Source organism: Streptomyces purpurascens (assembly GCF_045040895.1).
Taxonomy (GTDB): Bacteria; Actinomycetota; Actinomycetes; order Streptomycetales; family Streptomycetaceae; genus Streptomyces; species Streptomyces purpurascens.
Window position 1 is genome coordinate 4,508,063 of record NZ_CP108341.1, and the last position, 24,854, is coordinate 4,532,916.

General features: G+C 71.6%; 21 protein-coding genes and 2 tRNA genes. 8 read left to right on the forward strand and 15 right to left on the reverse strand.

Features of this window, described 5'->3' with window-relative positions:
- Positions 1-186: 186 nt before the first annotated feature.
- Together OHU35_RS20550 and OHU35_RS20555 are read left to right on the forward strand one after the other, a co-directional pair.
- Complete coding sequence (locus OHU35_RS20550; protein ID WP_372498763.1) at positions 187-540, forward strand: STAS domain-containing protein; 354 nt, start codon at positions 187-189, stop codon at positions 538-540.
- A 10-nt stretch (positions 541-550) separates the two neighbouring features.
- The gene (locus OHU35_RS20555; RefSeq protein WP_189727288.1) at positions 551-1,021 is read left to right on the forward strand and encodes a PPOX class F420-dependent oxidoreductase; all 471 of its coding nucleotides are present in this window, start codon (positions 551-553) and stop codon (positions 1,019-1,021) included.
- 13 nt (positions 1,022-1,034) lie between these two features.
- Here the strand turns inward: OHU35_RS20555 and OHU35_RS20560 are convergent, their stop codons facing one another.
- The 8 genes from OHU35_RS20560 to OHU35_RS20595 all read right to left on the reverse strand — a co-directional run bounded on the left by OHU35_RS20560 (position 1,035) and on the right by OHU35_RS20595 (position 11,177).
- The gene (locus OHU35_RS20560) at positions 1,035-1,790 is read right to left on the reverse strand and encodes a TetR/AcrR family transcriptional regulator (RefSeq protein WP_189727287.1); all 756 of its coding nucleotides are present in this window, start codon (positions 1,788-1,790) and stop codon (positions 1,035-1,037) included.
- Between the two features lie 128 nt (positions 1,791-1,918).
- Entirely contained in the window at positions 1,919-3,415 is a 1,497-nt protein-coding gene (locus OHU35_RS20565) for an MFS transporter (protein ID WP_189727286.1), read from the reverse strand.
- Positions 3,416-3,533: 118 nt separating this feature from the next.
- Complete coding sequence (locus OHU35_RS20570) at positions 3,534-5,738, reverse strand: glycosyltransferase family 39 protein (RefSeq protein WP_189727285.1); 2,205 nt, start codon at positions 5,736-5,738, stop codon at positions 3,534-3,536.
- Positions 5,735-7,180 carry a bifunctional glycosyltransferase family 2/GtrA family protein gene (locus OHU35_RS20575; protein WP_189727284.1) on the reverse strand — a complete coding sequence of 482 codons (1,446 nt, stop codon included), beginning with the start codon at positions 7,178-7,180 and terminating at the stop codon, positions 5,735-5,737. Before OHU35_RS20575 ends, OHU35_RS20570 begins: the two co-directional genes overlap by 4 nt.
- 14 nt (positions 7,181-7,194) lie before the next feature.
- Positions 7,195-8,850, reverse strand: a complete 1,656-nt coding sequence (locus tag OHU35_RS20580; RefSeq protein WP_189727283.1) for a cell wall metabolism sensor histidine kinase WalK — start codon at positions 8,848-8,850, stop codon at positions 7,195-7,197.
- Positions 8,847-9,587, reverse strand: coding sequence for a response regulator transcription factor (locus OHU35_RS20585; RefSeq protein WP_189727282.1), 741 nt, complete (start codon positions 9,585-9,587; stop codon positions 8,847-8,849). Before OHU35_RS20585 ends, OHU35_RS20580 begins: the two co-directional genes overlap by 4 nt.
- Positions 9,588-9,787: 200 nt before the next feature.
- Positions 9,788-10,660 (reverse strand): DUF2797 domain-containing protein, encoded by an 873-nt coding sequence (locus OHU35_RS20590; protein WP_189727281.1) that lies wholly within the window; start codon positions 10,658-10,660, stop codon positions 9,788-9,790.
- A 133-nt stretch (positions 10,661-10,793) separates the two neighbouring features.
- Entirely contained in the window at positions 10,794-11,177 is a 384-nt protein-coding gene (locus OHU35_RS20595; protein ID WP_189727280.1) for a hypothetical protein, read from the reverse strand.
- A 103-nt stretch (positions 11,178-11,280) separates the two neighbouring features.
- Between OHU35_RS20595 and OHU35_RS20600 the strand changes: the two genes are divergently transcribed.
- Positions 11,281-11,757, forward strand: a complete 477-nt coding sequence (locus tag OHU35_RS20600) for a MarR family winged helix-turn-helix transcriptional regulator (RefSeq protein ID WP_189727279.1) — start codon at positions 11,281-11,283, stop codon at positions 11,755-11,757.
- On the opposite strand, the gene OHU35_RS20605 is transcribed toward OHU35_RS20600, so the two are convergent.
- From OHU35_RS20605 to OHU35_RS20615, 3 genes are all read right to left on the reverse strand, one after another.
- Entirely contained in the window at positions 11,727-12,251 is a 525-nt protein-coding gene (locus tag OHU35_RS20605; RefSeq protein ID WP_405506275.1) for an NUDIX hydrolase, read from the reverse strand. The two genes, OHU35_RS20600 and OHU35_RS20605, sit on opposite strands and share 31 nt — an antisense overlap.
- A gap of 88 nt (positions 12,252-12,339) precedes the next feature.
- Positions 12,340-12,606, reverse strand: a complete 267-nt coding sequence (locus tag OHU35_RS20610; protein WP_189727278.1) for a hypothetical protein — start codon at positions 12,604-12,606, stop codon at positions 12,340-12,342.
- Positions 12,607-12,754: 148 nt separating this feature from the next.
- Positions 12,755-13,729, reverse strand: a complete 975-nt coding sequence (locus OHU35_RS20615) for an SGNH/GDSL hydrolase family protein (RefSeq protein WP_405506278.1) — start codon at positions 13,727-13,729, stop codon at positions 12,755-12,757.
- Positions 13,730-14,143: 414 nt separating this feature from the next.
- Between OHU35_RS20615 and OHU35_RS20620 the strand changes: the two genes are divergently transcribed.
- Entirely contained in the window at positions 14,144-14,443 is a 300-nt protein-coding gene (locus OHU35_RS20620) for a hypothetical protein (RefSeq protein WP_031102606.1), read from the forward strand.
- A 76-nt stretch (positions 14,444-14,519) separates the two neighbouring features.
- Here the strand turns inward: OHU35_RS20620 and OHU35_RS20625 are convergent.
- Together OHU35_RS20625 and OHU35_RS20630 are read right to left on the reverse strand one after the other, a co-directional pair.
- Positions 14,520-14,592: transfer RNA gene (locus tag OHU35_RS20625), tRNA-Arg, on the reverse strand.
- Positions 14,593-14,776: 184 nt separating this feature from the next.
- Positions 14,777-14,867 (reverse strand) — tRNA-Ser (locus tag OHU35_RS20630).
- Positions 14,868-15,031: 164 nt separating this feature from the next.
- On the opposite strand from OHU35_RS20630, the gene OHU35_RS20635 reads away from it, so the two are divergent.
- Positions 15,032-15,547 (forward strand): SSI family serine proteinase inhibitor, encoded by a 516-nt coding sequence (locus OHU35_RS20635; protein WP_359891390.1) that lies wholly within the window; start codon positions 15,032-15,034, stop codon positions 15,545-15,547.
- Between the two features lie 366 nt (positions 15,548-15,913).
- Entirely contained in the window at positions 15,914-20,470 is a 4,557-nt protein-coding gene (locus tag OHU35_RS20640) for a PAS domain-containing protein (RefSeq protein ID WP_405506281.1), read from the forward strand.
- 22 nt (positions 20,471-20,492) lie between these two features.
- On the opposite strand, the gene OHU35_RS20645 is transcribed toward OHU35_RS20640, so the two are convergent.
- A complete protein-coding gene (locus tag OHU35_RS20645; RefSeq protein WP_189727274.1) occupies positions 20,493-21,071 on the reverse strand; it encodes a TetR family transcriptional regulator in 579 nt (192 codons plus the stop codon).
- A gap of 164 nt (positions 21,072-21,235) precedes the next feature.
- On the opposite strand from OHU35_RS20645, the gene OHU35_RS20650 reads away from it, so the two are divergent.
- Together OHU35_RS20650 and OHU35_RS20655 are read left to right on the forward strand one after the other, a co-directional pair.
- On the forward strand, positions 21,236-22,435 hold the full coding sequence (locus OHU35_RS20650; RefSeq protein ID WP_405506283.1) for an MFS transporter: 1,200 nt from the start codon (positions 21,236-21,238) through the stop codon (positions 22,433-22,435).
- 106 nt (positions 22,436-22,541) lie between these two features.
- A complete protein-coding gene (locus OHU35_RS20655; RefSeq protein ID WP_405506285.1) occupies positions 22,542-23,084 on the forward strand; it encodes a GNAT family N-acetyltransferase in 543 nt (180 codons plus the stop codon).
- A 43-nt stretch (positions 23,085-23,127) separates the two neighbouring features.
- Here the strand turns inward: OHU35_RS20655 and OHU35_RS20660 are convergent, their stop codons facing one another.
- A complete protein-coding gene (locus OHU35_RS20660; RefSeq protein ID WP_189727271.1) occupies positions 23,128-24,807 on the reverse strand; it encodes a long-chain fatty acid--CoA ligase in 1,680 nt (559 codons plus the stop codon).
- Positions 24,808-24,854 lie beyond the last annotated feature (47 nt).

Genomic DNA, 24,854 nt, shown 5'->3' on the forward strand with positions numbered 1-24,854 from the left:
CGCAGCACATTCCCGACTGCGAGCACAGGACGGACAGCACTCTAGCTGCTTGGTTGCGTCCAGGTGACGTCCGGCCGACGGCCGCGACAGGCGCTTCCGCAGCCGCGCCCCGGCGTGGTGGAATGGGCCCAAGGGTCAGGAAGCGGCCTTACCGGAATCCGGACGAACGTCTGCCAGGTGAGTGCTGTGACTTTCATCCCGAATCCCACCGAACCGCGGGACCTGCCCGGCCGTGTCTGCCTCACGATGCCCGCGGAGATCGACTTCTGCAACGCCGCCGAGCTGCTCCCGCTCATCATGTCCGCGGCCCGGGACCGTGGCGACCGGCTGGAACTGCTCGTCCTCGACCTCTCCTGCACGTCCTTCATGGATTCCCAGGGCGTCCGGCTCATCAACGACATCCGCCACCGGCTGCGCCCCGAGGCCCGGGTGCGTCTGGTGGCCCGGCCCGACGGCGTCACGAGCAGCGTCCTGGAGCTGACCGGACTGCGCCGGGACGTCCCCGTGTACGACAACCTCGCGGAGGCCATGGCGTCGTAGGCTGCCGCCCATGGCACCGAACATCGCGACGAACACCCGTGTCTCCCTCGACGAGTTGCTCGACTTCGTGCGGCCCCGGCACCACGCGATCCTGCTGACCCGGCGGTCCGGCGACGGCCCTCAGGGCTCGCCGCTGACCTGCGGTGTCGACGACTCCGGCCGGATCGTGGTCTCCACGTACCCGGAGCGGGCCAAGACCCGCAACGCCAAGCGGGACCCGCGCGTGAGCCTGATCGTCCTGAGCGACGACTGGAACGGCCCGTGGGTACAGATCGACGGCACCGCCGAGGTCATCGACACCCCCGACTCCATCGAACCGCTCGTGGAGTACTACCGGAACATCGCCGGTGAGCACCCCGACTGGGACGAGTACCGCGCGGCCATGGTCAAGCAGGGCAAGTCGATCATCCGGATCACACCGGAGCGGTGGGGGCCGGTGGCCACCGGCGGGTTCCCGGCGCGGCTGGTCGAGGGGGAGTAGCCCCGGAGGCGGCTCAGGCGCGGGCGACGATCGTCTCGATGCCGGCGATCAGCAGTTCCAGCGCGAACTCGAAGTCCCGCTCCAGCATCTCCGCCACCGTGTCGCCGCCGCGGGCCGCCATCATCTCCTGGGAGTCCCGGATGAGGTCGGCGGCCTGCGGGGACTCGGTCGCCGTGCTCATGGCGTCCTGGAAGTACTCGTCCAGGGTCATGCCGGTGGCCGCGGCCCGGGTGGAGAGATGGCCCTCGAGCGTGCCGTATCCGTAGACGAACTGGAAGACGGCCGAGATCGTGCTCGTCAGCCGGTTCGCGGGCAACCCGGTCCTGCGGATCACGCGCTGCACGGCCCTCGAGTACGCCAGGTTGTGGGGACCGATGTTGAGGTAGGTGCCGACCAGCTGCGACACCCAGGGGTGGCGCACCAGCAGGCCGCGGTACTCCCGGGCGAGGGCGCGCACCTGGTCGCGCCAGTCCTCGTCGGCTTCCGCCTCGGGCAGCCGCATCTCGCCCATGGCCCGGTCCAGGACGAGTTCGAGGAGGTCGTCCTTGGTGTCGACGTACCAGTAGACGGACATCGCGGTGACGTTCAGCTCACCGGCCAGCCGCCGCATCGAGAACTTGGCCAGCCCTTCGGCGTCCAGCAGCCGGGCCGTGACCTCGGTGATCCGATCCCGGTCCAGCCCCGACGGCTGCCCGCCACCGCGCCGCCGGTGCGCCTTGCCGCCCAGCCACACACTGCTCCGCGCGGCTTTGTCGGCTGCTTTCGCCATGGCGCACCTTTCCTGACTTTCCAACGCCGATCATGCTAGGCGCCCTGTCTTTTGCCCGGGAGCGCGGGGAACCGCGCGATCAACCACGGCGAAGCCGCACGCGCAGGACCACCGCACACCCCGAGCTCCTAGGCGGATTCTGCCCGCTCGGCCCGCCTCAACAACGCCGCCGCGACCAGCCCACCCAGCAGAACAGCCACCGCCCCCACCAACTGACTGCTCTCCAGGCCGGAGGCGAACGCGTCGGATATCCGGGCCTTCTCCGAAGCCGAGTCCGCCGCCGCCAGCGCCGCCGGCAACGACGTCGCGGACACGGCGACCAGCGACGCGAACCGCGAGTTGAGCACGGCGCCGAGGACCGCGACACCAAGGCCGTTGCCGAACTCCGCGAGCGTCCCGTTGATGCCCGCTCCCACACCCGCCTTCTCGGGCGGAATCGCGCTCATGATCGCGTTGGCCATGGCCGGCATGGACAACGCCACACCCCCGCCCATGACGATCAGACCGAGCAGCATCCCGCCGTACCCCTGCCCGCCGAACAGCGCGATCGCCGCCAGCCCCGCGGACACCAGCGTCATACCGAGCGCGATGGCCGCCGGCGTACCGGCCTTGAGCACCAGCTTCGCCCCGAGCCCGGAGAAGTTGAGCACGACGACGGTCAGCGCCAGCGGCGCGGTCCGCAGCCCGGCGTCCAGCGGCTCGTAGCCGAGGACGAACTGGAGGTGCTGCGTGAGCAGGAACAGCGACCCCGTCATGCCGAACGCCACGAGGATCGTGCCCGCGACCGCGCCCACGAACTTCTGGTTGCGGAAGAAGTGCATGTCGAGCATGGGGTTCTCGATGCGCAGCTCCCACATCACGAACACACCGAGTACGGCCACGCCGATCAGCGCGGAGACCAGCACCTGGCCGGACGTCCAGCCGTGCTCGGGCCCGGTGATGATCGCGTACACGCATGCCGCCATGCCGATGGTCGACAGCACCGCGCCGACCAGGTCGGGCCGGTCGCCCTCCTTGTGCTTGGACTCCGGGACGAGCGCGGCGACCGCGACCAGGCCGAGCACGGCGACCGGGATGTTGATCAGGAAGATGGCGCCCCACCAGAAGTGGTTCAGCATCACACCGCCGATCAGCGGCCCGGCCGCGAAGCCGAGCGAACTGACCGTCGACCACAGCGCGATGGCCTTCACCCGCTCCTTGTCGTCGAAGATCTGCATGACGACGGCGAGGATCGTGGTCATCAGCAGCGCGCCGCCGACGCCCATGCCCGCACGGGCCGCGATCAGCTGGGCCGGGCTCTGGGAGAGGCCGGCCGCCAGCGAGCCCACGCCGAAGATCGCGAGGCCCGCCATCAGCAGCAGCTTGCGGCCGTAGCGGTCGGCGGCGTTGCCCGCGGTGAGCAGCAGGCCGGACTGGACCAGCGCATACGCGTTCATCATCCACTGGACGTCGGCGGTCGTGGCGTCCATCTCGCGGGTGAGCGAGGGGATCGCCACGTTCAGGATGGTGTTGTCGAGCAGCACGGTGAGCTGCGCGAGGCAGATGACACCGAGGATCAGCCAGCGTTGGGGGTGGCCGCCGGAAGCCGTCTGGGGTGGGGCCTGCTCCTGTGGGGATGTCGTCATGCTGTACACCGTAGAACAGTTCCCATACGGCGTACAACAGAGATACGGCGAGGGGCGGTGGCACTCGGCCACCGCCCTTCGCCGTACTCAGCCGTACTCGACCGTCCTCGGGGGACTGTCAGCCGCTCGCCTTCTGCGTGAGGTCGTAGAAGGTGGCCGAGCCGACCGTGACCTTCTTGAAGGTGGCCTCGATCCAGGAGGTGATCTGGGAGGACGTGCCGTCGCTGCTGCCGCCCATGCCGCCGCCGCTGCCCGAGCCGATGAAGTAGTGGATCTTTCCTTCCGCCACGTACTGCTTGAACTGGGCCAGCGTCGGGGACGGGTCCGTGCCGTTGAAGCCGCCGATGGCCATCACCGGGTCGCCGGTGGACAGCTGGTAACTCGCCGCGTTCTGGGCGCCGATGGCCGCCGCGACCCAGGTGTAGTCACCCGCGTTCTTCTCCAGCAGCGCCTTGGCCTCGGCGCTGACGCTGGCGCCGTTGAGCAGGCCGCCCATGCCGCCACCGCCGCCGCCCATGCCACCGCCGTCGCCGGTCCGGCCGCCGGGGCCGCCCTGCTGCTGGTTCTGGCCCTGGGTGTTGCCGTTGCCGTTCCGCTGACCCTGCCCGCCCGGCATGCCGCCGCCGGGGAAGCCGTTGCCGTTCGGCTGGTTCTGGCCGCCCTGCTGGTTGTTCCGGCCCTGCTGGTTGTTCTGGCCGGGCATGCCGCCCCCGCCGGGGCCACCGCCCATGCCACCGCCGGGGCCGCCGCGACCGCCCGAGACCGCCGGACCCGCGGTGACGATCGAGCCGGAGTGTCCCTCGTTCAGCGTGGTGAGGGTGTACGCCGCCGGACCGGCCAGCGCGGCGACGAGGCCGAGCCCCGCGGCCCCCAGGGCCAGTCGACGGCCCAGCCGTCCGGCGAAGACCAGGCCGAGGGCCGCGGTCAGACCGCCGACCAGGACGAGCCACTTCAGCCAGGGCAGGTAGTCGGAGGAGCGGTTGAGCAGCACGTAGCCCCAGGCCGCGGTGGCCGTCGTCGCGGCCGCCAGGGTCAGCGACGCCCACGCCTTGTCGCGCTTCTCCCAGAGCAGCGCCGCGCCCATGCCGACCAGCGGGGCGATGTAGGGGGCGAGGGCCACGGTGTAGTACTCGTGGAAGATGCCCTGCATGTAGCTGAAGACCACCATGGTGATCAGCAGCGAGCCGCCCCACACCAGGAACGCACCGCGGGTCGCCGAGGTCCGGCGGGCCTTGCGTGTCGCCACCAGGCCCGCGACGAGCAGGATCAGCGCGGCCGGGATCAACCAGGAGATCTGGCCGCCGATGGAGGAGCTGAACATCCGGTCCCAGCCGGTCTCGCCCCAGGCGCCGCCGCCGTTGCCGCCTCCTCCGCCGCCGCCCCCGACGCTGCCGGTCTCGTCGCCGTTGAGGCGGCCCAGGCCGTTGTAGCCGAAGGTCAGTTCCAGGAAGCTGTTGTTCTGCGAGCCGCCGATGTACGGCCGGGACGACGCGGGCCACAGCTCGACGATCGCGACCCACCAGCCGCCGGAGACGACGATCGCCGCGAGGCCGGCCGCGAGCTGGCCGATCCGCTTCCTCACCGTCACCGGGGCGCAGACGCCGTAGACCAGCGCCAGCGCCGGGAGGATCAGGAAGGCCTGGAGGGTCTTGGCGAGGAAGGCGAAGCCGATCGCGGCACCGGCCCAGAGCAGCCACTTCGTCCGGCCGTCCTCCAGGCCCCGGATGACGAAGTAGCAGGCGGCGGCCATCAGCAGCGCCAGCATCGCGTCCGGGTTGTTGAAGCGGAACATCAGCGCCGCGACGGGGGTGAGCGCGAGCACCGCGCCCGCGATCAGACCGGCAGCGGGGCTGAACCGGCGGCGCACCGCCGCGTAGACCACGGCGACCGTGCCGACGCCCATGAGGACCTCGGGGGCGAGGATCGCCCAGGAGCTGAGTCCGAACAGCCGCACCGACAGGGCCATCGGCCACAGTGCGGCCGGGGGCTTGTCCACGGTGATGGCGTTGGCCGCGTCCAGCGAGCCGAAGAAGAACGCCTTCCAGGACTGGCTGCCGGCCTGCACGGCCGCCGAGTAGAACGAGTTGGCGTAGCCGGAGGCGCTCAGGTTGTAGAGGTAGAGCGCGGCGGTCACCAGGAGCAGGCCGAGGAAGGCCGGGCGGGCCCAGCGGGGGTCCTCGGGGCGGCCGTGCCACAGGCGTCGCACGAAGGGCTTCTTGGGTTCATCGGCGCCGGGAACGGATGCCGGTGGGGTCGGGGGACGGGTCCAGGCACTGGTACTCGTGTCTCTGTCCGCGGTCTGCTGGTCGTAGTGGATCGTCATCGGGAGTCCCTCGGGTCGGTGTCGTGCGGGCGCACCGGCTGCAGCTGCATGGTGGCGTCCCTGCCCCACTGAGCGGTGTCGTGCGGGTACCGGGGGGTGCGCTGCGGGAGCGGCCCGTACGGGTCGTGGCGCGCTGTGGAGAAGGTCGCTGAGGACAGCGGGTGGACCGGAGTGTGCGAGTCGGCCACCGCCGGGTCGCCGTCGCGCCGCTCCGGGAACACCCACGCCCGGAAGAGCAGGAAACGCAGCACGGTCGCCGCGAGGTTGGCGGCGATGAGCACCGCCAGTTCCGTGGAGTGCGCGGGCTCGGACGTGGCCGCGTTGAGCGCCGCGAGCGAGCCGCTGGTCAGGGCGAGTCCGATGCCGAAGACGACCAGGCCCTGCGCCTGGTGCCGTACGGCCCCGCCGCGCCCGCGCACCCCGAAGGTGAGCCGCCGGTTGGCCGCCGTGTTGGCGATCGCCGAGACCAGCAGGGCGAGCGCGTTGGCGAACTGGGACCCGGTGAAGACGCGGAAACCGCTGTAGAGGAGCAGGTAGAAGAGGGTGGACAGGGCGCCGACCACGCAGAATCCGACGAGCTGGCGGGCCAGGCCCTTCGGTACGTCCTTGATCTCGCGGTCGCGCGGGTCGTCCCCGAACGGCCGGGCGATCCGGTCCAGCGGCAGCGATCCGGTGGCCAGGGCCCTGCCGATCCGCCACACGCCCTTGAGGTCGTCGGTCGCGGTCTTGACGATGTGCACGGTCGAGTCGGGGTCGTCGACCCAGTCGACCGGCACCTCGTGGATACGGAGCCCCGCGCGCTCGGCGAGCACCAGCATCTCGGTGTCGAAGAACCAGCCGGTGTCCTCGACGAGGGGCAGCAGCACCTGCGCCACGTCCCGGCGGATGGCCTTGAACCCGCACTGGGCGTCCGAGAAGCGGGCCTGCAGCGAGCCGCGCAGGATGAGGTTGTAGGCCCGGCTGATGAACTCCCGCTTGGGGCCGCGCACCACGCGCGAGCTACGGGCGAGCCGGGAGCCGATCGCGAGGTCCGAGTGGCCGGAGATCAGCGGCGCCACCAGCGGGAGCAGCGCGTTGAGGTCGGTGGACAGGTCCACGTCCATGTACGCGAGCACCGGGGCGTCGGAGGCCGACCAGACGGCCCGCAGGGCACGGCCGCGGCCCTTCTGCTCCAGCCGGAAGAGGGTGACCTCGGGGATCTCCGCCGCCAGCCGCGCCGCCACCCGCGGAGTCGTGTCCGTGGAGGCGTTGTCCGCGATCGTGATGCGGAACGCGTACGGAAACGTCCTCTCGAGGTGCTCGTACAGTCTGCGGACGCACGGCTGGAGGTCCTTCTCCTCGTTGTAGACGGGGATCACTACGTCCAGGACAGGCGTACCGGCTGGCGCGGCCGGGAGGTGCTCCCGCGCCGGCAGGGTGCCGGGAGAAGAATCGGTTCGCATGGAACCGACTCTCGTCAGGCGCCCTGTTGTACCGATGTGGTGACGCTGTGGCGTGCCTGTGAGTGCTGTTGCCAGCTCATTTCCGGCTGCGGCGGGGCCGGGAGCGCGGGCAGGTGCACCGTGAAAACGGTCCGCCCGGGCACGCTGTCGACGGTCACGGCACCGTCGTGCGCGGTCGCCACGGCCTGCACGATGGCGAGGCCGAGACCGGTCGATCCGGTGGTGCGGGAACGCGCGGAGTCGCCGCGCGCGAACCGTTCGAAGACATGCGGGAGCAACTCGGCCGGAATGCCCTGCCCGTTGTCCTCCACGTCCACGCACAGCCAGGGCCCGCGCCGCTGCACCCGCGCGGTGACGGTCGTACCGGACGGTGTGTGATTGCGGGCGTTGCCGAGCAGGTTGACGAGGACCTGCTGCAGCCGGGCCGCGTCCGCCGACACGAGCGCGGGCTCGTCGGGCAGGTCGAGGCGCCAGTTGTGGTCCTGGCCTGCGGCACGGGCGTCGCTGATGGTGTCCACGACCAGCGGGACGAGGTCGGTCTGCTCGAACTGGAGGGGCCGCCCCGCGTCGAGCCGGGCGAGCAGCAGCAGATCCTCGACGAGGAGGGTCATCCGCCCGGCCTCGGACTCGATCCGCCCGAGCGCGTGCCGGGTGTCGGGCCCGACGTCCTCTCTTCCGCGTCTGGTCAGCTCGGCGTACCCGCGAATGGAGGCGAGGGGGGTGCGCAGCTCGTGACTGGCGTCGGCGACGAACTGCCGAACCCGCGTCTCGCTCTGCTGCCGTGCGTGCAGCGCGCCGTGGACGTGGTCGAGCATCCGGTTGAGCGCGGCACCGACCTGTCCGACCTCGGTGTGCGGATCGGTCTCGGAGTCGGGGACGCGCTCGCTGAGGTTGACCTCGCCGGTGTGCAGGGGCAGTTCGGAGACCCGGGTTGCGGTGGCGGCGACCCGGCGGAGGGGGCGGGTGGCCACGCCGATGAGGACGGAGCCGGCGATGGCCGCGGCGACCAGTCCGGCGCCGGTGACACTCACCTCGACGAGGATGAGGGTGTTGATGGTGGTGGTGACGGACTCGGTGGGCAGGGCGACGTAGTAGCTGCCGCTGCCGTCGACTTCGGTGACGTACTGCACGCGGTACTCGCCGAGGCCGGGGATGTCGATGGTGTACATACGGTGCGTCGTCGGCACCTCGGCGAGCGCGGACTTCTGCTCGTCGTTGAGCGTGACGGCCAGGTTCGGCTGGAAGGGGCCGTTGTCGTTGGAGGTCTCCTTGGCGAGGACCGCCTGGGTGACGCTGCCGTCTGCGCTGACCTCGGCGGCGACGGTGCCCGGCTGCGCGGGTCCCCTGGCGAAGCCGGTGATCCTGTTCGCCGACCCGGCGTCCTGCTGTTCCTCGCCCTGCTCGTTCCCGCCGTTCCCGTCTCCGTCCTGGCGGCCCCCGGGTTTCATGGGTCCCGACAGCCGCTTGCCGGCGTCGTCGACCTTCGCGTCCAACTGCTCGTACAGATGCGACCTGAGCGCGAGCGTCGTCACGGTCCCGATCACCGCGCACACCACCGCGATCAGCACCACGGACGCGACGACGAGCCGCGTCCGCAGCGTGCGCGGCTTGCCCGCGCGCGACTTCTCGCCTTCGCTCTGCTGCGTACGGGACCGTCGTCGCCCGCTCATGACACCGCGGGCTTGATCAGGTAACCGGCACCACGCCGGGTGTGGATCATCGGCTCGCGCCCGGCGTCGATCTTCCGCCGCAGATACGAGATGTAGAGCTCGACGACATTGGCCTGCCCGCCGAAGTCGTACGACCACACGCGGTCGAGGATCTGCGCCTTGCTGAGCACGCGCCGCGGGTTACGCATCAGGAACCGCAGCAGCTCGAACTCGGTCGCGGTCAGATGGATGTTGTCACCGGCCCGGGTCACCTCGTGGCTGTCCTCGTCGAGGGTGAGGTCGCCGACGACCAGCGTGGAGTCGGACCGCCGGTCGGCGGCACCGGACCGCCGTATCAGCCCGCGCAGCCGCGCGACGACCTCTTCGAGGCTGAACGGCTTGGTGACGTAGTCGTCGCCACCGGCCGTCAGCCCGGCGATCCGGTCCTCGACGGCGTCCTTGGCGGTCAGGAAGAGCACGGGCACGTCCGGCAGCTCCCGCCGCAGCCGCCCGAGAACCGCCAGCCCGTCCATGTCGGGCAGCATCATGTCGAGCACGACGGCGTCGGGCCGGAAGTCGCGCGCGGTCTGGACGGCGCCCTGGCCGTCCCCCGCGCTCCGGATCTGCCATCCCTCATAGCGAAGGGCCATGGACAGCAGCTCGGTGATCGACAGCTCGTCGTCCACCACCAGCACGCGGACGGGGCTCCCGTCCGGCCTCAGCAGTTCGGTGCGCCCGTGGGGCGAGGTCGTGGTCATGTGAACACGATGTCGGGGACCTCTGAGAGCACCCTTTCGGCAACCTGTGAATTCCCTGAGAAACGCACAGGCGGTTCTCAGGGAACGCCTGGGAATGTCGGCGTTCGGCGGGGTGAGGGCGGCGGGGGCCGCTGTGTGGGGTGTTGGGGAAGCTGTGGGTCCGCTGGGCGGATCAAGAGAGCCGAATCAAGAGGGGCGGGTCAGAACAACCCGTCCTGCACACCGGCCGCCTCCCTGAACTCCCTCACAGGAACGGACAGTTCACCATCCGCCGCAGGCACCAGCTCCCACCCGGTCATCAACCGCGTATCGAGCACGACGACCCCACCCCCGGTCGCCAGATGCAGATCGGGCCCGGCGGCAGCCACGAGCTCCCCGCTCACGACCCCACCGGCCACGAGCTCACTCACGTGCCCGACGGCCCGGGGCAACCCGGCAAGCCCGAACACCTCAGCATGATCGACAACCCGCAGCGGCTCCCGCACGAGCGACTCCGGCCACCCCTCGAGCGCCACCGCCCGCCCATGCGACTCGGCGACCTCACCGGCCCGATCGGCCACCGTCTGCGGCAACGCGGCCCGCACGGCCCGCTTCTCGGCGTATGGGATCCGGTCGGGCACCCCCAGCGCGGCCCGCAACAGCTCCTCGGTACGCCGCGCGGCCATGAGCGGCCCGGCGCCCAGCCAGCTGAAGCAGACGGCACCCTGCTCCAGCAGCCGGGCCGAGCCTCGCTCCACCGCCGTGATCCCGACCTTGGTCATGCCGGGCCCGAACCACGCCAGATACACGTGATACGGCCGCGGATCGTCCGCGATCGTGTCGGCGGCCACGGAGTGCGCCCGGTCCAGCCGCGCACACTCCTCGCACCGCGCCCCCGTACTCCGCCCCGGCACGGCCACCCGCGCCGGACAGGCATGCCCCCGAGCCCCCACACACGTCCGCACGCCCCCCTCCGCGACCCCGAAGGCCACGCGTTTCCCCCAGGTCAGCGCACTGCGCCGCCCGCCGTCCCACACCAGCACGGGACCGTCCGCCGACCATCGCAGCCCCGAGCACTTCCATGCCTGTGCCATCTCTGCCGAGACTAGAGGGCACCACTGACAACGGCGCCGGGGCGCTCGGCCGGGGCGATCAACGGGGACGACGACAAACCGGCCGACAGGAGGGGTCACCTCACGACGGGAGGGATCATCGCGGCAGGAGGCATCACCTCACGGAATCGGCCCCCACGGCAGCAGCGGCCTCCGTCTCCCCACCCGCACGCACCGGCACGACCCCAGCAGCAGCAACCGGCCGGCGCCCGGCCAGCCGGCACCCCAGGCACTCGTCGTGCCCACCCGGCGCCGACGAGTCACGCACCCGCCAGCCCCACTCCTCCCGGGGCCGGAGGCCGGGCCCCTTCCCCCACCCGGAGAGGTGCAGCGCCCAGGTGACGAGCAGAGCCACGACCCCGATGGCTATTCCACCGGCGATCAGCAAGCCCGAGACCATGACAACCCCGGCACCCGCCACACCGGCCGCGACGCTCCCGATCGCGCATCCGACCCATCCCGCGAACGTGTGCCCGTGGTCATACTGATGTGCGCTCACGCGCTGCCCCCTCATCACACCGATGGACTCCGGGGGCGCACCCCGAACCCTCACCACCCAACCGTTTAGCGCCCAAACCTCTCACGAACTAAGGGAATTGGGAATGCAAGCCAAGCCGCGTCCGGCCGCCACGCCGGAGCAGGCACTGTCGGCGATGGACCACCTCATCGCGACCCACCTGGTCGGACAGCACGAGATCGCTCAGCAGGTCGGCATGAACGTGACCGACCTCACGTGCTTCGCCTACGTGATGGAGGCCGGCGAAAACCTCCTCACCGCAGGCGACTTGGCAGCCCGCGTCCACGTCACGACGGGCGCGGTCACCGGCATCCTCAACCGCCTGGAACGCGCCGGCTACATCACCCGCCGCCCCGACCCGACCGACCGCCGCCGCATCCGCGTAGCCGCCCGACCCGGGGCGGTCGCCCGCGTCCTCGAGGTCTACGAGCCGTACTACGCCCGCCTCACGGAACTCTTCGCGGACTACTCCCCCGCCGAAATCGCGGTCCTCAACGACTGGTTCACCCGCGCGAGCACCCTGGCGGCGACCTACTTGGAGGAACACTGCCGCCCCGACTGACCGGGGACCGGCCGAGCCGGGTAGCGCCTGAAGGCATCGACCCCATCGCCGACGAACGTCCACTGGCCGAATGCCTCCCGCAACTCGCCCTCGGTGACCCATCCGTGCCAGGCGATCTCCGCCGGATCGGGCGCGAGCACCTCGGTGACCACGGCTTCGTGCAGACCCAGCCAGTAGGGACTGATCAGCCCGTCACACAGGAACTTGAGGACGAACCGCACCGGCGCCCGGACGCCCAGCTCCTCGGTGAGTTCACGCGCCGCCGCCTCCTCGTACGTCTCCCCGACCTCGGCGGCGCCGCCGATCAGCCAGTTGTACTGCCCCGGAAACCGGGACACGCCCTCCTGTCTCCGATGGACGAGGATGCGGCCCTCCGGATCACGGCAGACGGTCGTCGCGACACGGTGCAGCCAGTGCCTCTCGATGGCCTCGCTCCGCTCCACCACACCGAGCACGCGATCCTGCTCGTCCACCCGCTCCACCAGTTCACTCATGGCTTCACGATCGCAGCGGGGCCTCCGCCGCCGACGCGACGTATCTCCTGGGCGAAGCGGCTCGCTGACCTTCACCTACCCCGGCTGCCTACCTCGGCCGCCGTGAGTGCCGGTTCGACCGGCGGCGCATGGTGAAGAGGGAGGCGAGGATGCCGAGAGCCCAGGCGATCAAGAGGGCACCCCACAACGGCATGGTCACCATCGGGATGAGAAGGCGGATCTCGACGCTCGTGCGGTTCTCGAAGATGAAGACCAGAGCGACCGCGGTGATCAGGACGAACGGAATGAAGCGGCGGACGCCGGGGCGGGAAAGGAACGGCGGGCGCGCCTTGTGATCTGGGCTGGTCTGGGCCATGGGGTGCCTCTCCCTCACGTTGCCCCTGGCTCCAGCGTCCTCTCTCCGCACGTAACCCGCCACCGAAACGCAGGGCGCGGAACTGGCCTCCGGCTGGTGCCGGAGGCCAGTTCGCTGTGGGATCGTCGGCCGGGGTGCCGGGTGCGGGTCAGGCCACGCCGAGGGCGTTCAGCACGGCCACGGCAACGTGGTCGGCGGCGTTGCGGTGGCCCCGGGCGTTGGGGTGCACGAAGGCAGGCTGGTCAGGGAAGCGGGTGTAGATGCCTTCCACCCACTTGCCGGTGTCGCAGACGCTGTGGTTCTGGGAGGAGTCGTAGAGGTCGACGAAGCCGGCGGCTTCCTGTGTGCCGGTCGACTTCTCGATGGTCTTGTTGAGGGGGCCCAGGACGTCCTGGCGCAGCCAGTCCAGATCGCCCTGGGTGATCGAGCCGAACTGTTCCCAGTCGTTGTAGCGGCACTTGGAGGTGTCCTCGGGAACGACGGTGGGGTAGCCGACGGCCAGGATCTTCGCGTGCGGGGCCCGTTCGTGGAGCACGGTGAGCATCTCGTCGTAGTCCTTGCCCACCTTGGCCAGCCGGGCGGGGATGTCGTCGGCCAGGTTGTCCCGGCACGGAGTGCCCACGCCGCCGCTGCCGCTGCCCAGTTGCAGGCAGGTGAAGAGGATGTCGGCGAAGCCCAGGGTGTTGCCGCCCGCGCCGACGGTGATCACGTCGGTGCCGGGGTCCACCGCCTCGGACTGGGGAGGCACCGGGGGGAAGGGGTAGTCCGGGTCCTCGGAGAGGGGCGGCAGGTGACGGCCGATCGGCTGCTGGGCCTGGAAGGTGATGTCCTCGATGGTGGCGGCGCCGCAGCTGACGTTCGTCAGCCCGATGAGGGAGCCGAGGTCGCGGTCGATGACCTGCGGGTAGGACTGGTCGGTGCGCTCGCAGCCGTCGCGCGGGATCTCGAAGGTGTCGCCTGCGGCCGGGATGACCCCGGCGGTGTAGGAGTCCCCCAGGGCGACCCACTGGTAGGCCGCGGCGGCGGCAGGTTGAGCCCCGGCGAACTGCGCGGGGACGATGGCGCCGAGGGTGAGAGCTGCGGCCGAGCCGAGCAGGGCCAGACGAGTGCGGAAGCGTGCCACGAATCCTCCAGGGATACGGTGTTGGCGTCGCTTTGACCGTAATGAGACTGTCACTAAGCGCACTAGATCCAATACGGACAGTCATTATTTGGTTGCGGGGTGCGTCTATGTAGGTGGCTTGGCGCAACGTGTCGACCACTCGACCCCTGTCGGCGACCACTCTGGTGCGCTTTGCGCAGGACAGTGAAGGTTCCTGATCGACTGGGGGGATCCCGGCCGGACCCGCGTTCTCTCGGCGGCTGTCTTGTTCTTGATCATCGGTAGCCAGGAAGCGCACAGTCTCCCGCTGTCCGAAAGGCGATCACTCGTTTGCGGGACTTCGGCATACGGGGCCGATTTCGTGACAAGGCTCCCGTCGGCTGCCGGAGGCGGTCGAGCGATCCAACCCCCACTCGAAGGAAAAGGAAGTCGACGATGAGCTTCATCCAGACCGGCAAAATCGACCTGAGGTCTGACAACCCGATCGAGACGAGCGGCGGTAACACCTCGACCTTCACGCGCGTCACGTTCCCCACCCCGTTCCCGGCGGGTGCCAACGTCGTCGTCCTCCCGCTGACCCAGACCTTCAACGGCCCGGAGACGCCGGGGATCCGCGTCCATGACGTCACCAACACGGGCTTCCTGATCCGCCTGAACGAGGTGTACGCCGGCGCCACCAAGAGCGATGGGAAGCACACCACCGAAACCATCGGCTGGCTGGCCGCGACCGTCTGAGACCCGCGCCCCGGCCGAGCTCAGAGACATAAGCCAGAGGCCCTGTGGATCACTCCACAGGGCCTCTGATCTGCTGTGCACTCGGCAGGATTCGAACCTGCAACCTTCTGATCCGTAGTCAGATGCTCTATCCGTTAAGCTACGAGTGCTTGTTCTGTTTTATCGCCGCTCTCGGGCCTTCCGGCTCGCTCGCGGCGACAGGAAGAACATTACATGACTGCCGCCGCCATGTGAAATCCGTTTGCCGTACCCCTTGTGAGCTGGGGAAACGGCTGTTCCGGCCGGTACGACAGCGAAGCCCCGGTCGGGTGACCGGGGCTTCGTGATCAGGTGCGGAGGCGGAGGGATTTGAACCCTCGATGGGCTTTAAAACCCAAACCGCATTAGCAGTGCGGCGCCATAGACCGGACTAGGCGACGCCTCCACGCACAAGCTCCCGCGCGAGCGCGAGTCGGTGCTTGCCGATGATGACACAGTCGAGCGCCGTGTCACCAATCGCCCCCCACGGTACTAGGCGGGAAGGTCGCAGGGCAAAAGGCTTGTCGGGCTGTCGCGCAACGTCCCGGGGCACGTCGCGTTAGTCAGGGCATGTCGACTGCCATTTCCCGGGCCACCGCCCGAACCGCGCCCCGGACCACCCCCCGCCCCGGACTGCGGCGCCTCGTCCTCGGTGCCGCCGCCTCCGTCGCCGCCCTCGGATCACTGGCCGCGGTGTCCCCGGCCGCGTACGGCCAGGCCGGGCTCGCCGACGGCAAGAGCAAGGAGCGGGATCACCTCACCGTCACCGTGCGGAACGCCGGCGGCGGGGCCGACGGGACCTTCGAGCTCTACTGCGGACCCGACGGCGGCAGCCATCCCGACCCGCGTGGCGCCTGTGCCGCCCTGGAGCGGGACACGCGGTGGGGGCAGGAGGTCTTCGCTCCCGCCCCGAAGGGCGGCTTCTGCACCATGCAGTACGGCGGGCCGGCCACCGCGCACGTCACCGGCACCTGGGCCGGGCGCTCCGTCGACGCCACGTACGACCGCCGTGACGGCTGCCAGATCTCCCGCTGGGACCGGCTCGTGCCGCTCCTGCCGGACATGAGGGCCGGGCAGGGCGCCTGAGGCGCGCCGCGTCCCCGCATCGACTCCGGCGCCGGCTCTCCCCACAGCCCCGCCCCGTTTTCGTCCGTCGGTACCTCGTCCGGATTTCGCCCCTACCCGTCCGCCATCTCGCCGGCCCGGCCAAAAGGTACAGAACCACCGTCGTCGTAAAGGTCCCGCGAAGGTCCCGCGACGTCGTCGCAGGAGGGCGGGCGTTTCCGGTTACTCGGTCGTCAGTTCGGGGTCACTTGCTCGTGCGACCTCGCTCTCATCCGGCGTCGCGAGCGCAACCGCAGCCCTTAGACTCCCTCGCGTGACACGCTGCGGGACGGTTGGCAAGATGGCCCGAGCGGTCGGCAAGGTGCGGTAACAGGGAGGAAGCGTCTCGTGAGCAGCAGGCCATCCCGAGGCGCTGCTCGCCTCGCAGCCATACTGGATGCGCTCCCCGACGCGTTGGTGCTGGTCAATGCCAACGGGACGGTCGTCAACGCCAACACCATCGCCCTGGAGGCCTTCGAGACTCCGGGGACGGCTCTGGTGGGGCGCGGGCTGCTCGATCTGCTGCCGCAGTTCGACTCCAAGCTCATCCCCGGCTCCATGCGACGGCCGGAGCACCTCGATCCGCATGCCCGGACCAAGCCGACCCGGATGATCGCGCGCAGGACGGACGGGACCGAGTTCCCCGTCGAGGTCACCAGCGCGAATCTGGAGAACGGGCAGCAGGCCTACGACGGTTACGGCTACACCGGCGACGAGCTGCTCATGCTCGTCGTACGCGATCTGTCCGGGACCGTGGACACCGAGGCGGAGCTCGCGCGGTCGCAGCGGCAGACCGAGATGATTCTGCGGGCCGCTTCCGAGGGCGTCGTCGGGACCGACACCGACGGGCGGATCGTGCTCGTCAATCCGGCCGCCGCTCAGATACTGGGTTTCCGGGCCAGCGATCTCGGCGGTCGTGAACTGCACGAACTCGTGCTGCACTCGCGTGCCGACGGGTCGGACTTCCCGTACGAGGAGTCGCCGCTCGCCGACACCCTGCGCTCCGGACGCAAGCACCGGGTGCGCGGGCAGGTGCTGTACGCCAAGGACGGCGGCAAGGTGCCGGTCGATCTGACGACCGCGCCCGTGCGGGACGGCGACCAGCTCGTCGGCGCCGTGATGACCTTCACCGACCGGCGGCCGTACGACGCGGTCGTCGAGGCGAAGGAAGCGGCGGCCAAGCGCCACGAGGAAGAGCTGGAGCGGGTCGCCGAGGAGCACGCCTCCGAGCTGACCGCGCTGCGCCAGCGGCACGTCACCGAGCTGGAGGAGCTGACCGAGCGGCACGCCGAGGAACTCGGCGCGAACGAGGATCGGTACGCCGCGCTCGGGGAGCGGGAGAAGGACCGGTACGAGGCGCTCGCCGCCCGGCACGAGCAGTTGCTGACCCTGCTGGGACGGTCGCTGCGCGGGCCGCTCGAGGAACTGCGCCGCGAGCTGGCCGCGCTGGCCGCCGACGACGCCGGGCAGCTGTGGCCCGAGGCCAACCAGGTGCTGCACCACCTGTCCGCCGGCTATTCGCGGATCACGACGCTCATCGACAACGTCCTCGGCTACCAGCGGCTCGACACGGGCAGCGAGAACATCACCCGTACCAAGGTGATGCTCGACGCCGTCGTCGCCTCCGGGGTCGACGGGGCCGTCGAGCTCATCGGGCCCGGGCGGGTGCAGTTCGCCGTGCACGCGCCGCCCATCGAGGCCGAGGTCGATCCCCGGCTGCTCGCCACCGCCCTCGCGCATCTGGTCGCGGACGTGGCGGGGGTCGACGCGACCGGCAACACGCCCCTGTCGGCGGGCGGTTATCTGGACAACACCGTCGTGGTGGCGGCGGCGCAGCGCGGCGAGGTCGTACGCATCGAGGTGCGCGGGCCGTACGCCGGTGGCGACACCGTGCACGAGCCGATCGTGCGGGGGATCGTCCGAGCTCACGGCGGCGTGCTGCAGACGCATGACGTGCCGGGGATGAGCGGGAGCGCGTACGTCCTCGAGGTGCCGATCGGGGGCGGGGCCGGGGCTGTCGCCGCGGATGCCGCCGCCCAGGCGATGGACGAGGGCGTTCCCGGGGACTCCGGTGAGCAGACCCTCGGCGGGGGGCGGCGCCGGGCACGGCGGTCCTCCACCGATGCCTTCCTGGACGGGGATGTTCCGGCTGAGGGCGACGAGGCTGACGGTTCCGGTGGTTCCGGTGCTGCCACCGGGCGGCGCAGGAGGCGGGCCGCCGGGGAACCGGCCGCTCTTCCGGCGCGGGCTTCCGGTGAGGGTGCCGGGTCGGGCGGTACCGGGCGGCGGCGCGGGCGTCCGGCCGAGGGCGCCGCTGCGGAGGCCGTCGCCGCCGAGGCCATCGGGAGTGCCGTCCAGGGTGTCGCCGAGGGGGCCGTCGTCACGGCCGCCGAGCATGCGGCCGGGACCGCCGCCGTGGGTACGGGGCTGGGCGGGACCGTTCCGCCGCAGGGCGTGCCCGAGGCCTCCGGGCGACGGGCCCGGCGTGAACCCGGTGAGCAGCGCGCGCTGCCGCCGGCGCTGCCCGCGCCGTCCGGTGACGCGGGCTCCGGTTCGGCCGATGCGGCGCAGGGACAGGCCCAGCAGCCGACCGGGCGTCGGCGGCGTGCGCTGGCCGCCGCCAACGAGCGGGCGGCGGCGCAGCAGGCAGCGGGGCCGCGTCCGGTGTTCGCCCTGCCGCCGGCCGAGGCCGATCAGACGGCCCCGGACGAACCGGCCCACCAGGGCGTTCCGGCCGGACAGGCCGACCAGGGACAGGAGGCCGTGGCGGTTGCCGCGGCGGCCGCCGCCGGTGACGGGGTGGCCGAGGAGGGGCGGCACGACGCCGTACCGCACGACCAGTCCGCCGATCACACCCCGCCGCAGCCGCATCCCACGAGTGCGCCGACGGGCCGTCGGCGGCGGGCCGTGGTGCCGCAGCAGGGCGAGGGGGCCGCGGTGCAGGCACCCGGTGCGGCGGGTGCCGCGCCGGCGGGTGCCGTATCGGCTGCTGCCGTACCGCCTGGTTCCGTGCCTGCGGGTCCCGGGCAGGGGGTTCCCGCGCAGCAGGACGCCGCCGGTCAGGTCCCGCCGGGGCAGGGCGCGCCCGTCCAGGTCGGGGTGGCCGCTGCCCAGGTCGCGCCGGGGGCGGCCGTGCCGCCGCAGGGCAACGCCGTGCAGCCTCAGGGGAACGCCCCGCAGGGCGTGTCCGTCCCCGCGCAGGGCGGGCTCGGGCACAGTGTGCAGGCGGCCCTCCCGGGGCAGGCGCTGCAGCCTCCGGCCCAGGGTGCGCAGCCCCTGCCGCAGCAGGGCGTCACCCCACCGGCGCAGCAGCCCTCCGCCGGGCAGCCGCTCCCCGCCGAGGCCGCCCCGGGTCAGGGAACACCGGCCCAAGGCACCCCGGCTCAGGGCACTCCCGCCCAGGGGACCCCGGCTCAGGGCGGCGCCCCCGCACCTCAGCCCTGGCCCGCCGCCGACGACGACAGCACGGGGGCCGGATTCGCCGTACCCCCGAACGGCACACCCCCGCAGGCCCCGCAGCCGAACACCCCGGCTCCGAACACCCCGGCCCCGGGCACCCCGTTGCCGCCGGAGGGCGCGGCGCAGGCGCAGCGGGCGGCCCAGCCGTTGCCCGCTGAGGCCTCGGCGCCCGTCGATCCGAACTCGACGCAGGGGCGGGCGATCAGCGTGCGGACGCTGGGGCAGGGCGTGCCGTTCAACCGGCAGGCGGCCCAGGTCCAGCAGCCGTCGGCCATGTCCGTCCCCCTGCCGACGGCGACACCTCCTCCGCACCAGCCGGGCGGATCGGGCCGGCGCCGCAAGCTCGGCACGCCGCCCGACCCGGCCACGCGTACCGACCAGGCCACGCCTACGGAACCGGCGTCCCGTCCGGAGCAGGGTCAGCGCCCCGAGCAGGCAGCGCGTCCGGAGCAGGCCGCGCGCCCGCATCCGACGAGCGATCCGACGCCCCCGCCGGTCGCCGCCCAGGTGCCCGCCTCGGCGCCCGCGCCCGTCCCGGCGCAGCCGTCCCTCGCCGGTCAGTCCCGGCTCACGCAGCTGACCGAGGGCGGTGGGCGGTCGTACGCCATAGGCGCCCCCGACGAGAACGCCGCCGAGGGGCCCGAGCCGCTGGACGGGCCCGGGGGTGCCGTCGAGGTGGCCGATCCGCCGCGGCCGCAGCCGATGGACGACGAGCTGCCGCCGGAGCCGCTGGACAACCCGCGGCGGCTGCTGGTGTGGCCCGCGCCGGACGTCAGCACCCAGCAGGCGCTGAGCGACCGCGGCTACCGGCCGGTGATCGTGAACTCGCGCGAGGAGGTCAACGCGCAGATCGCGGCGTTCCCCGCCGCGCTGTTCGTCGACCCGCTGACCGGGCCGATCACCCGTACGGCGCTGCAGTCGCTGCGCCAGGCCGCCGTGGCCGCCGAGGTGCCCGTGCTCGTCACGGCCGGGCTCGGACAGGCCTCGCGGGACGCGGCCTACGGTGCCGATCCGGCCGTGCTGCTGAAGGCGCTGGCGCCGCGCGACAGTGAGCAGCACCCGCCACGGGTGCTGCTGATCGAGGAGCACGCGGAGATCGCGCTGGCGCTGACGGCGACGCTGGAGCGGCGCGGGATGCAGGTCGCGCGGGCCGCGAGCGACGCGGACGCGGTGACGCTGGCGAGCGACTTCCGGCCGAACCTGGTCGTGATGGACCTGATGCAGGTGCACGGGCGGCAGGCCGGGTACGCCGGGATCATCGACTGGCTGCGCGCGAACGGGCAGCTGAACCGCACCCCGCTCGTCGTCTACACCGCCGCCGTCGACCAGGCCGACCTGCCGCGGCTGGCCTCCGGGGAAACGGTGCTGTTCCTCGCGGAGCGGTCCACCAGCGGCGAGGTGCAGACCCGGATCGTCGAGCTGCTGAGCAGGATCGGGACCAACTGAGCCAGGGACCGGCGAGCCGGTCCTACCGGGCCGTCAGCCTGCGCGCCGCCTCCTTGACCGACGCGCGCAGGCGGTCCCGGGCGTCCTCCCCGTCGCCGACGAGGATGCGCCGCATCTGCGGGACGACGGCGGTCCAGTTGGCCAGGGCGGTCAACAGGAACAGCAGGTCGGCCGCCGGGACGGCGTCCGTGATGACGCCCCGGTCCTGGCCGTCCTGGAGGGCGGCGACCTTGCGGGCGTAGTGCTCCTGGCGGTCGGCCTCGTGGGGCAGTTCGGCGCTGCCGTACTCCAGGCCCTCCCAGAAGAGCAGGCGCAGCAGCTCCGGGTGGGCGGCGTGGTAGTCCATGACGCGGTCGACCCAGCTCTCGATGTCGTCCGGGACGATGGGGACGTCCTCGGCGAGGTGGAGCATCTTCTTCTCCAGGACGATCGCGAACAGCTCCGCCTTGTTGCCGAAGTAGGCGTAGATCAGCTGCTTGTTGGCCTTCGCCTCGGCGGCGATGCGGTCGATGCGGGCGCCGGCGATGCCGTGCCGGGCGAACTCGGCGACCGCCGCCTCGAAGATCCGGGCCTTGGTGGCCTCGGGGTCCCTTGGTGCCATGGGGGAGAGGGTAGCGCGCCGAGTAACCAACCGTTTGGTTGACAGGGAATCGAAGGGCGTCTCACACTGTTGCCCCGTTATCCAACCAACCAGTTAGTTGCTAGAGCCGACTCCAAGCCCGGCTCCAAGCCCGACTCCAAGCCGACTCCGAGGAGTCCCCTTCCATGCCGTCAGCGACCATGACCACCCGCCGGGCCGGCCAAGCCCCCGTGCGGCAGGCGCGTACGCCCGCCCCCGGCCTCTTCCTCACCCTGATCGCCGTGTGCAGCGCGGTCACCGCCGCCAACATCTACCTCGCCGCCCCGCTGCTCTCGCTCATGGCCGACGACTTCGGCTCGGCCCCCTCGGCCGTCGCCTGGATCGCCTCGGTCGCCCAGCTCGGCTACGCGGTCGGCCTGCTGTTCTTCGCCCCGCTCGGCGACAGCGCGAACCGGCGCCGGCTGGTCGCCGGGCTCACGCTCGTCACCACCGTCGCGCTGGGCGCCAGCGCGGCCGCCCCGGGCGCCACCGCCCTCGCGGTCGCCATGTTCGTCGCCTCGGCCACGACCGTCATCCCCCAGCTGCTCGTCCCGCTGGTCGCCGAACGCGCCCCCGCCGACCGGCGTGCCCGTCATGTCGCGGCCGTCATCGCGGGCCTGTTCACCGGCATCGTCGGGGCCCGGGTCCTGGGCGGACTGGCCGGGCAGGCCTTCGGCTGGCGCTGGGTGTTCGCGGGCGCGGCCCTGCTCACCCTCGTCCTGGGGCTCGCCACCTCGCTCGTCCTGCCGTCGCGGCGGCGGGAAGGCCCGCTGTTCGCGGGACTCGCCGCGCTGCCCTCGGTGCTGCGCCACTCGCCCGATCTGTGGCGGGCGTGCCTGCGGCAGGCCGGGATGTTCGGCGCGTGGAGCGCGCTGTGGACCGCGCTCTCCCTGCTGCTGACCGGGCCCGCGTACGGGCTGTCCACCGCGACCGCCGGGCTCTTCGGGCTCTTCGGGCTGACGGCGAGTGCGGTGGCTCCGCTGGCGGGCGGGTTCGTGGACCGGTTCGGCGCGGCGCGTGTCGTGCGGTCCGCGTATCTGCTCGCGGCCGTGTCCGTGCCGCTGTTCTGGCTGGGCGGGCACGCGTCGGCAGCGCTGTTCGCCGCCGCGATCGCGATCCACGCGGCGCTGGTCGCCTCCCACGTCGCCAACCAGACCCTCGCCCTGACCGCCACGTCCACCCCGGCCACCGCCAACACCGCCTATGTGGTCGCCGGCTTCGCGGGCGGCGCCGCCGCCTCGGCTCTCGGCGGGGCCGCCTTCAGCCACTTCGGCTGGAGCGGGGTGTGCGCGGTGGCGGGGCTGTGGCTGGTGCTGGGGTGGGGGCTGACCTCGGTGCGGCGGTGAGGCGATGCCGCCGGGCGAGAACCCGGGATGCCGGGCGGGCGGATGGACCTCCGCGCGTGCGAAAGGGCCGCGGATAGCCGTACGCCGGAGTGGACATGATCGTCTTGTGCGTCGGGAAACCGTGACCCTGAGCAGGATCGTTTCGGAGGACTGGGCCGCCGTCCACGCCTGGGCGGGTCTGGCCGAGGCCTGCCGTTATCAGCCGTGGGGGCCGAACACGCCGGACGAGACGCGGGAGTTCGTGGCGGGCGCGGTCGCCGCCTGGTCGGAGAGCCCTCAGCGCCGGTTCCCCTATGTGGCGCGCCTCGGGCGGGAGGTCGTGGGGATGGGGGAACTGCGGGTGCGCAGCGCACCCCGGCGCCAGGGCGAGATCTCCTACATCGTGCATCCGCGCGTCTGGGGGCGGGGCATCGGGACGCAGATCGGGCGGCTGCTGCTCGCGCACGCCTTCGGCGAGCTGCGGCTCCATCGCGTCCATGCCACCTGCGACCCGCGGAATCTCGGCTCCGCGCGAGTGCTGGCCAAGCTCGGCATGACGCGGGAGGGGCGGCTGCGGCACACCCTGCTCCTCCGCGACGGCTGGCGGGACTCGCTGGTCTTCGGCGTGCTCGAGGACGAGTGGGACGCAGCGAGCGCCGTGCAGGGGTGAGCCCCCTGGCGGTGGCCAGGGGGCTCCGGGGTGTTCGGCGGGGTCAGCCGAGCCTTGTGATGTCCAGGTCGCCTTCCGCGTACTGCCTGCGCAGCACCTTCTTGTCGAACTTGCCGACGCTCGTCTTCGGGACCGCCTCGATGACCGTCCAGCGCTCCGGGAGCTGCCACTTGGCGATCTGGCCCTCGTCGGCGAGGAAGGCGCGCAGGGTCTCGAAGGTGGCGGTGGCGCCCTCCTTGAGGACGACCGTGGCCAGGGGGCGCTCGCCCCACTTCTCGTCGGGGACGGCGACGACGGCCGCCTCGGACACCTCGGGATGTGCCATGAGCGCGTTCTCCAGATCCACCGACGAGATCCACTCGCCGCCGGACTTGATGACGTCCTTGGCCCGGTCGGTGAGGGTGAGGTAGCCGTCGGGGGAGATGGTCCCGACGTCGCCCGTCTTGAGCCAGCCGTCCTCGCTGAACTTGTCGGCGGGGCGGAGCGGGTCGGCGTCCGGGCCGTTGTAGTAGGCGCCGGCGATCCAGGGGCCGCGTACCTCCAGCTCACCGGCCGACTCGCCGTCCCAGGGGAGGCGTTCGCCGCCGGGGCCGGTCAGGCGGCCCTCGACGCCGGCCGGGAAGCGGCCCTGGGTGAGGCGGTAGGCGAACTCCTCCGCCGTGCCGACCACACTGGCCGGGGGGCGGGCGATCGTGCCGAGCGGGGACGTCTCCGTCATGCCCCAGGCGTGGCAGACCCGCATGCCCAGCTTGTCGAAGGCCTCCATGAGGGAGGGCGGACAGGCCGCGCCGCCGATGGTGACCTGGCCGAGGGAGGAGACGTCACGCGGGTTCGCGGTCAGCTCGGCGAGCAGGCCCTGCCAGATGGTGGGGACGGCGGCCGCGTGGGTGGGCTTCTCGCTCTCGATCATCGCGGCGAGCGGGGCCGGCTGGAGGAAGCGGTCCGGCATCAGCATGTTCACGCCGGTCATGAAGGTCGCGTGCGGCAGACCCCAGGCGTTCACATGGAACTGGGGGACGACGACCAGCGAGGTGTCCTCGTCGGTCAGGCCCATCGACTGGGCCATGTTGACCTGCATGGAGTGGAGATAGATGGAGCGGTGGCTGTAGACCACGCCCTTGGGGTCGCCGGTGGTGCCGGAGGTGTAGCACATGGCGGCGGCCTGGCGTTCGTCCAGCTCGGGCCAGTCGTACGACGTCGGCTTCCCGGCGATCAGGTCCTCGTACTCGTGCACCCGCGCGGTGGCGTCCGCGAGCAGGGAGCGGTCCCCGGGGCCGGTGACGACCACGTGCTCGACCGTCTTCAGGTGCGGGAGCAGCGGGGCGAGCAGGGGGAGCAGCGAACCGTTGGCGATGATCACGCGGTCGGCGGCGTGGTTGACGATCCAGGCCAGCTGCTCGGGCGGGAGGCGGAGGTTCAGGGTGTGCAGCACCGCGCCCATGGACGGGATCGCGAAGTAGGCCTCCACATGCTCCGCGTTGTTCCAGGCCAGAGTCGCGACGCGCTCGTCGCCGGCGACGCCGAGGTCCTCCCGGAGCGCGTGGGCCAGCTGGGCGGAGCGGGCGCCGATCTCCGCGAAGGAGCGGCGGTGCGGCTCGTCCTCACCGGTCCAGGTGGTCACCTGCGATGTCCCGTGGATCGTGGACCCGTGGGTCAGGATCCTCGAGATCAGCAGCGGTACGTCCTGCATCGTGCTCAGCACGGCGTCCTCCCGGGGCGACATTGCCTACGCGGTGGTAAGGGTTGCGCTGATTCTGCGCACATACCGCG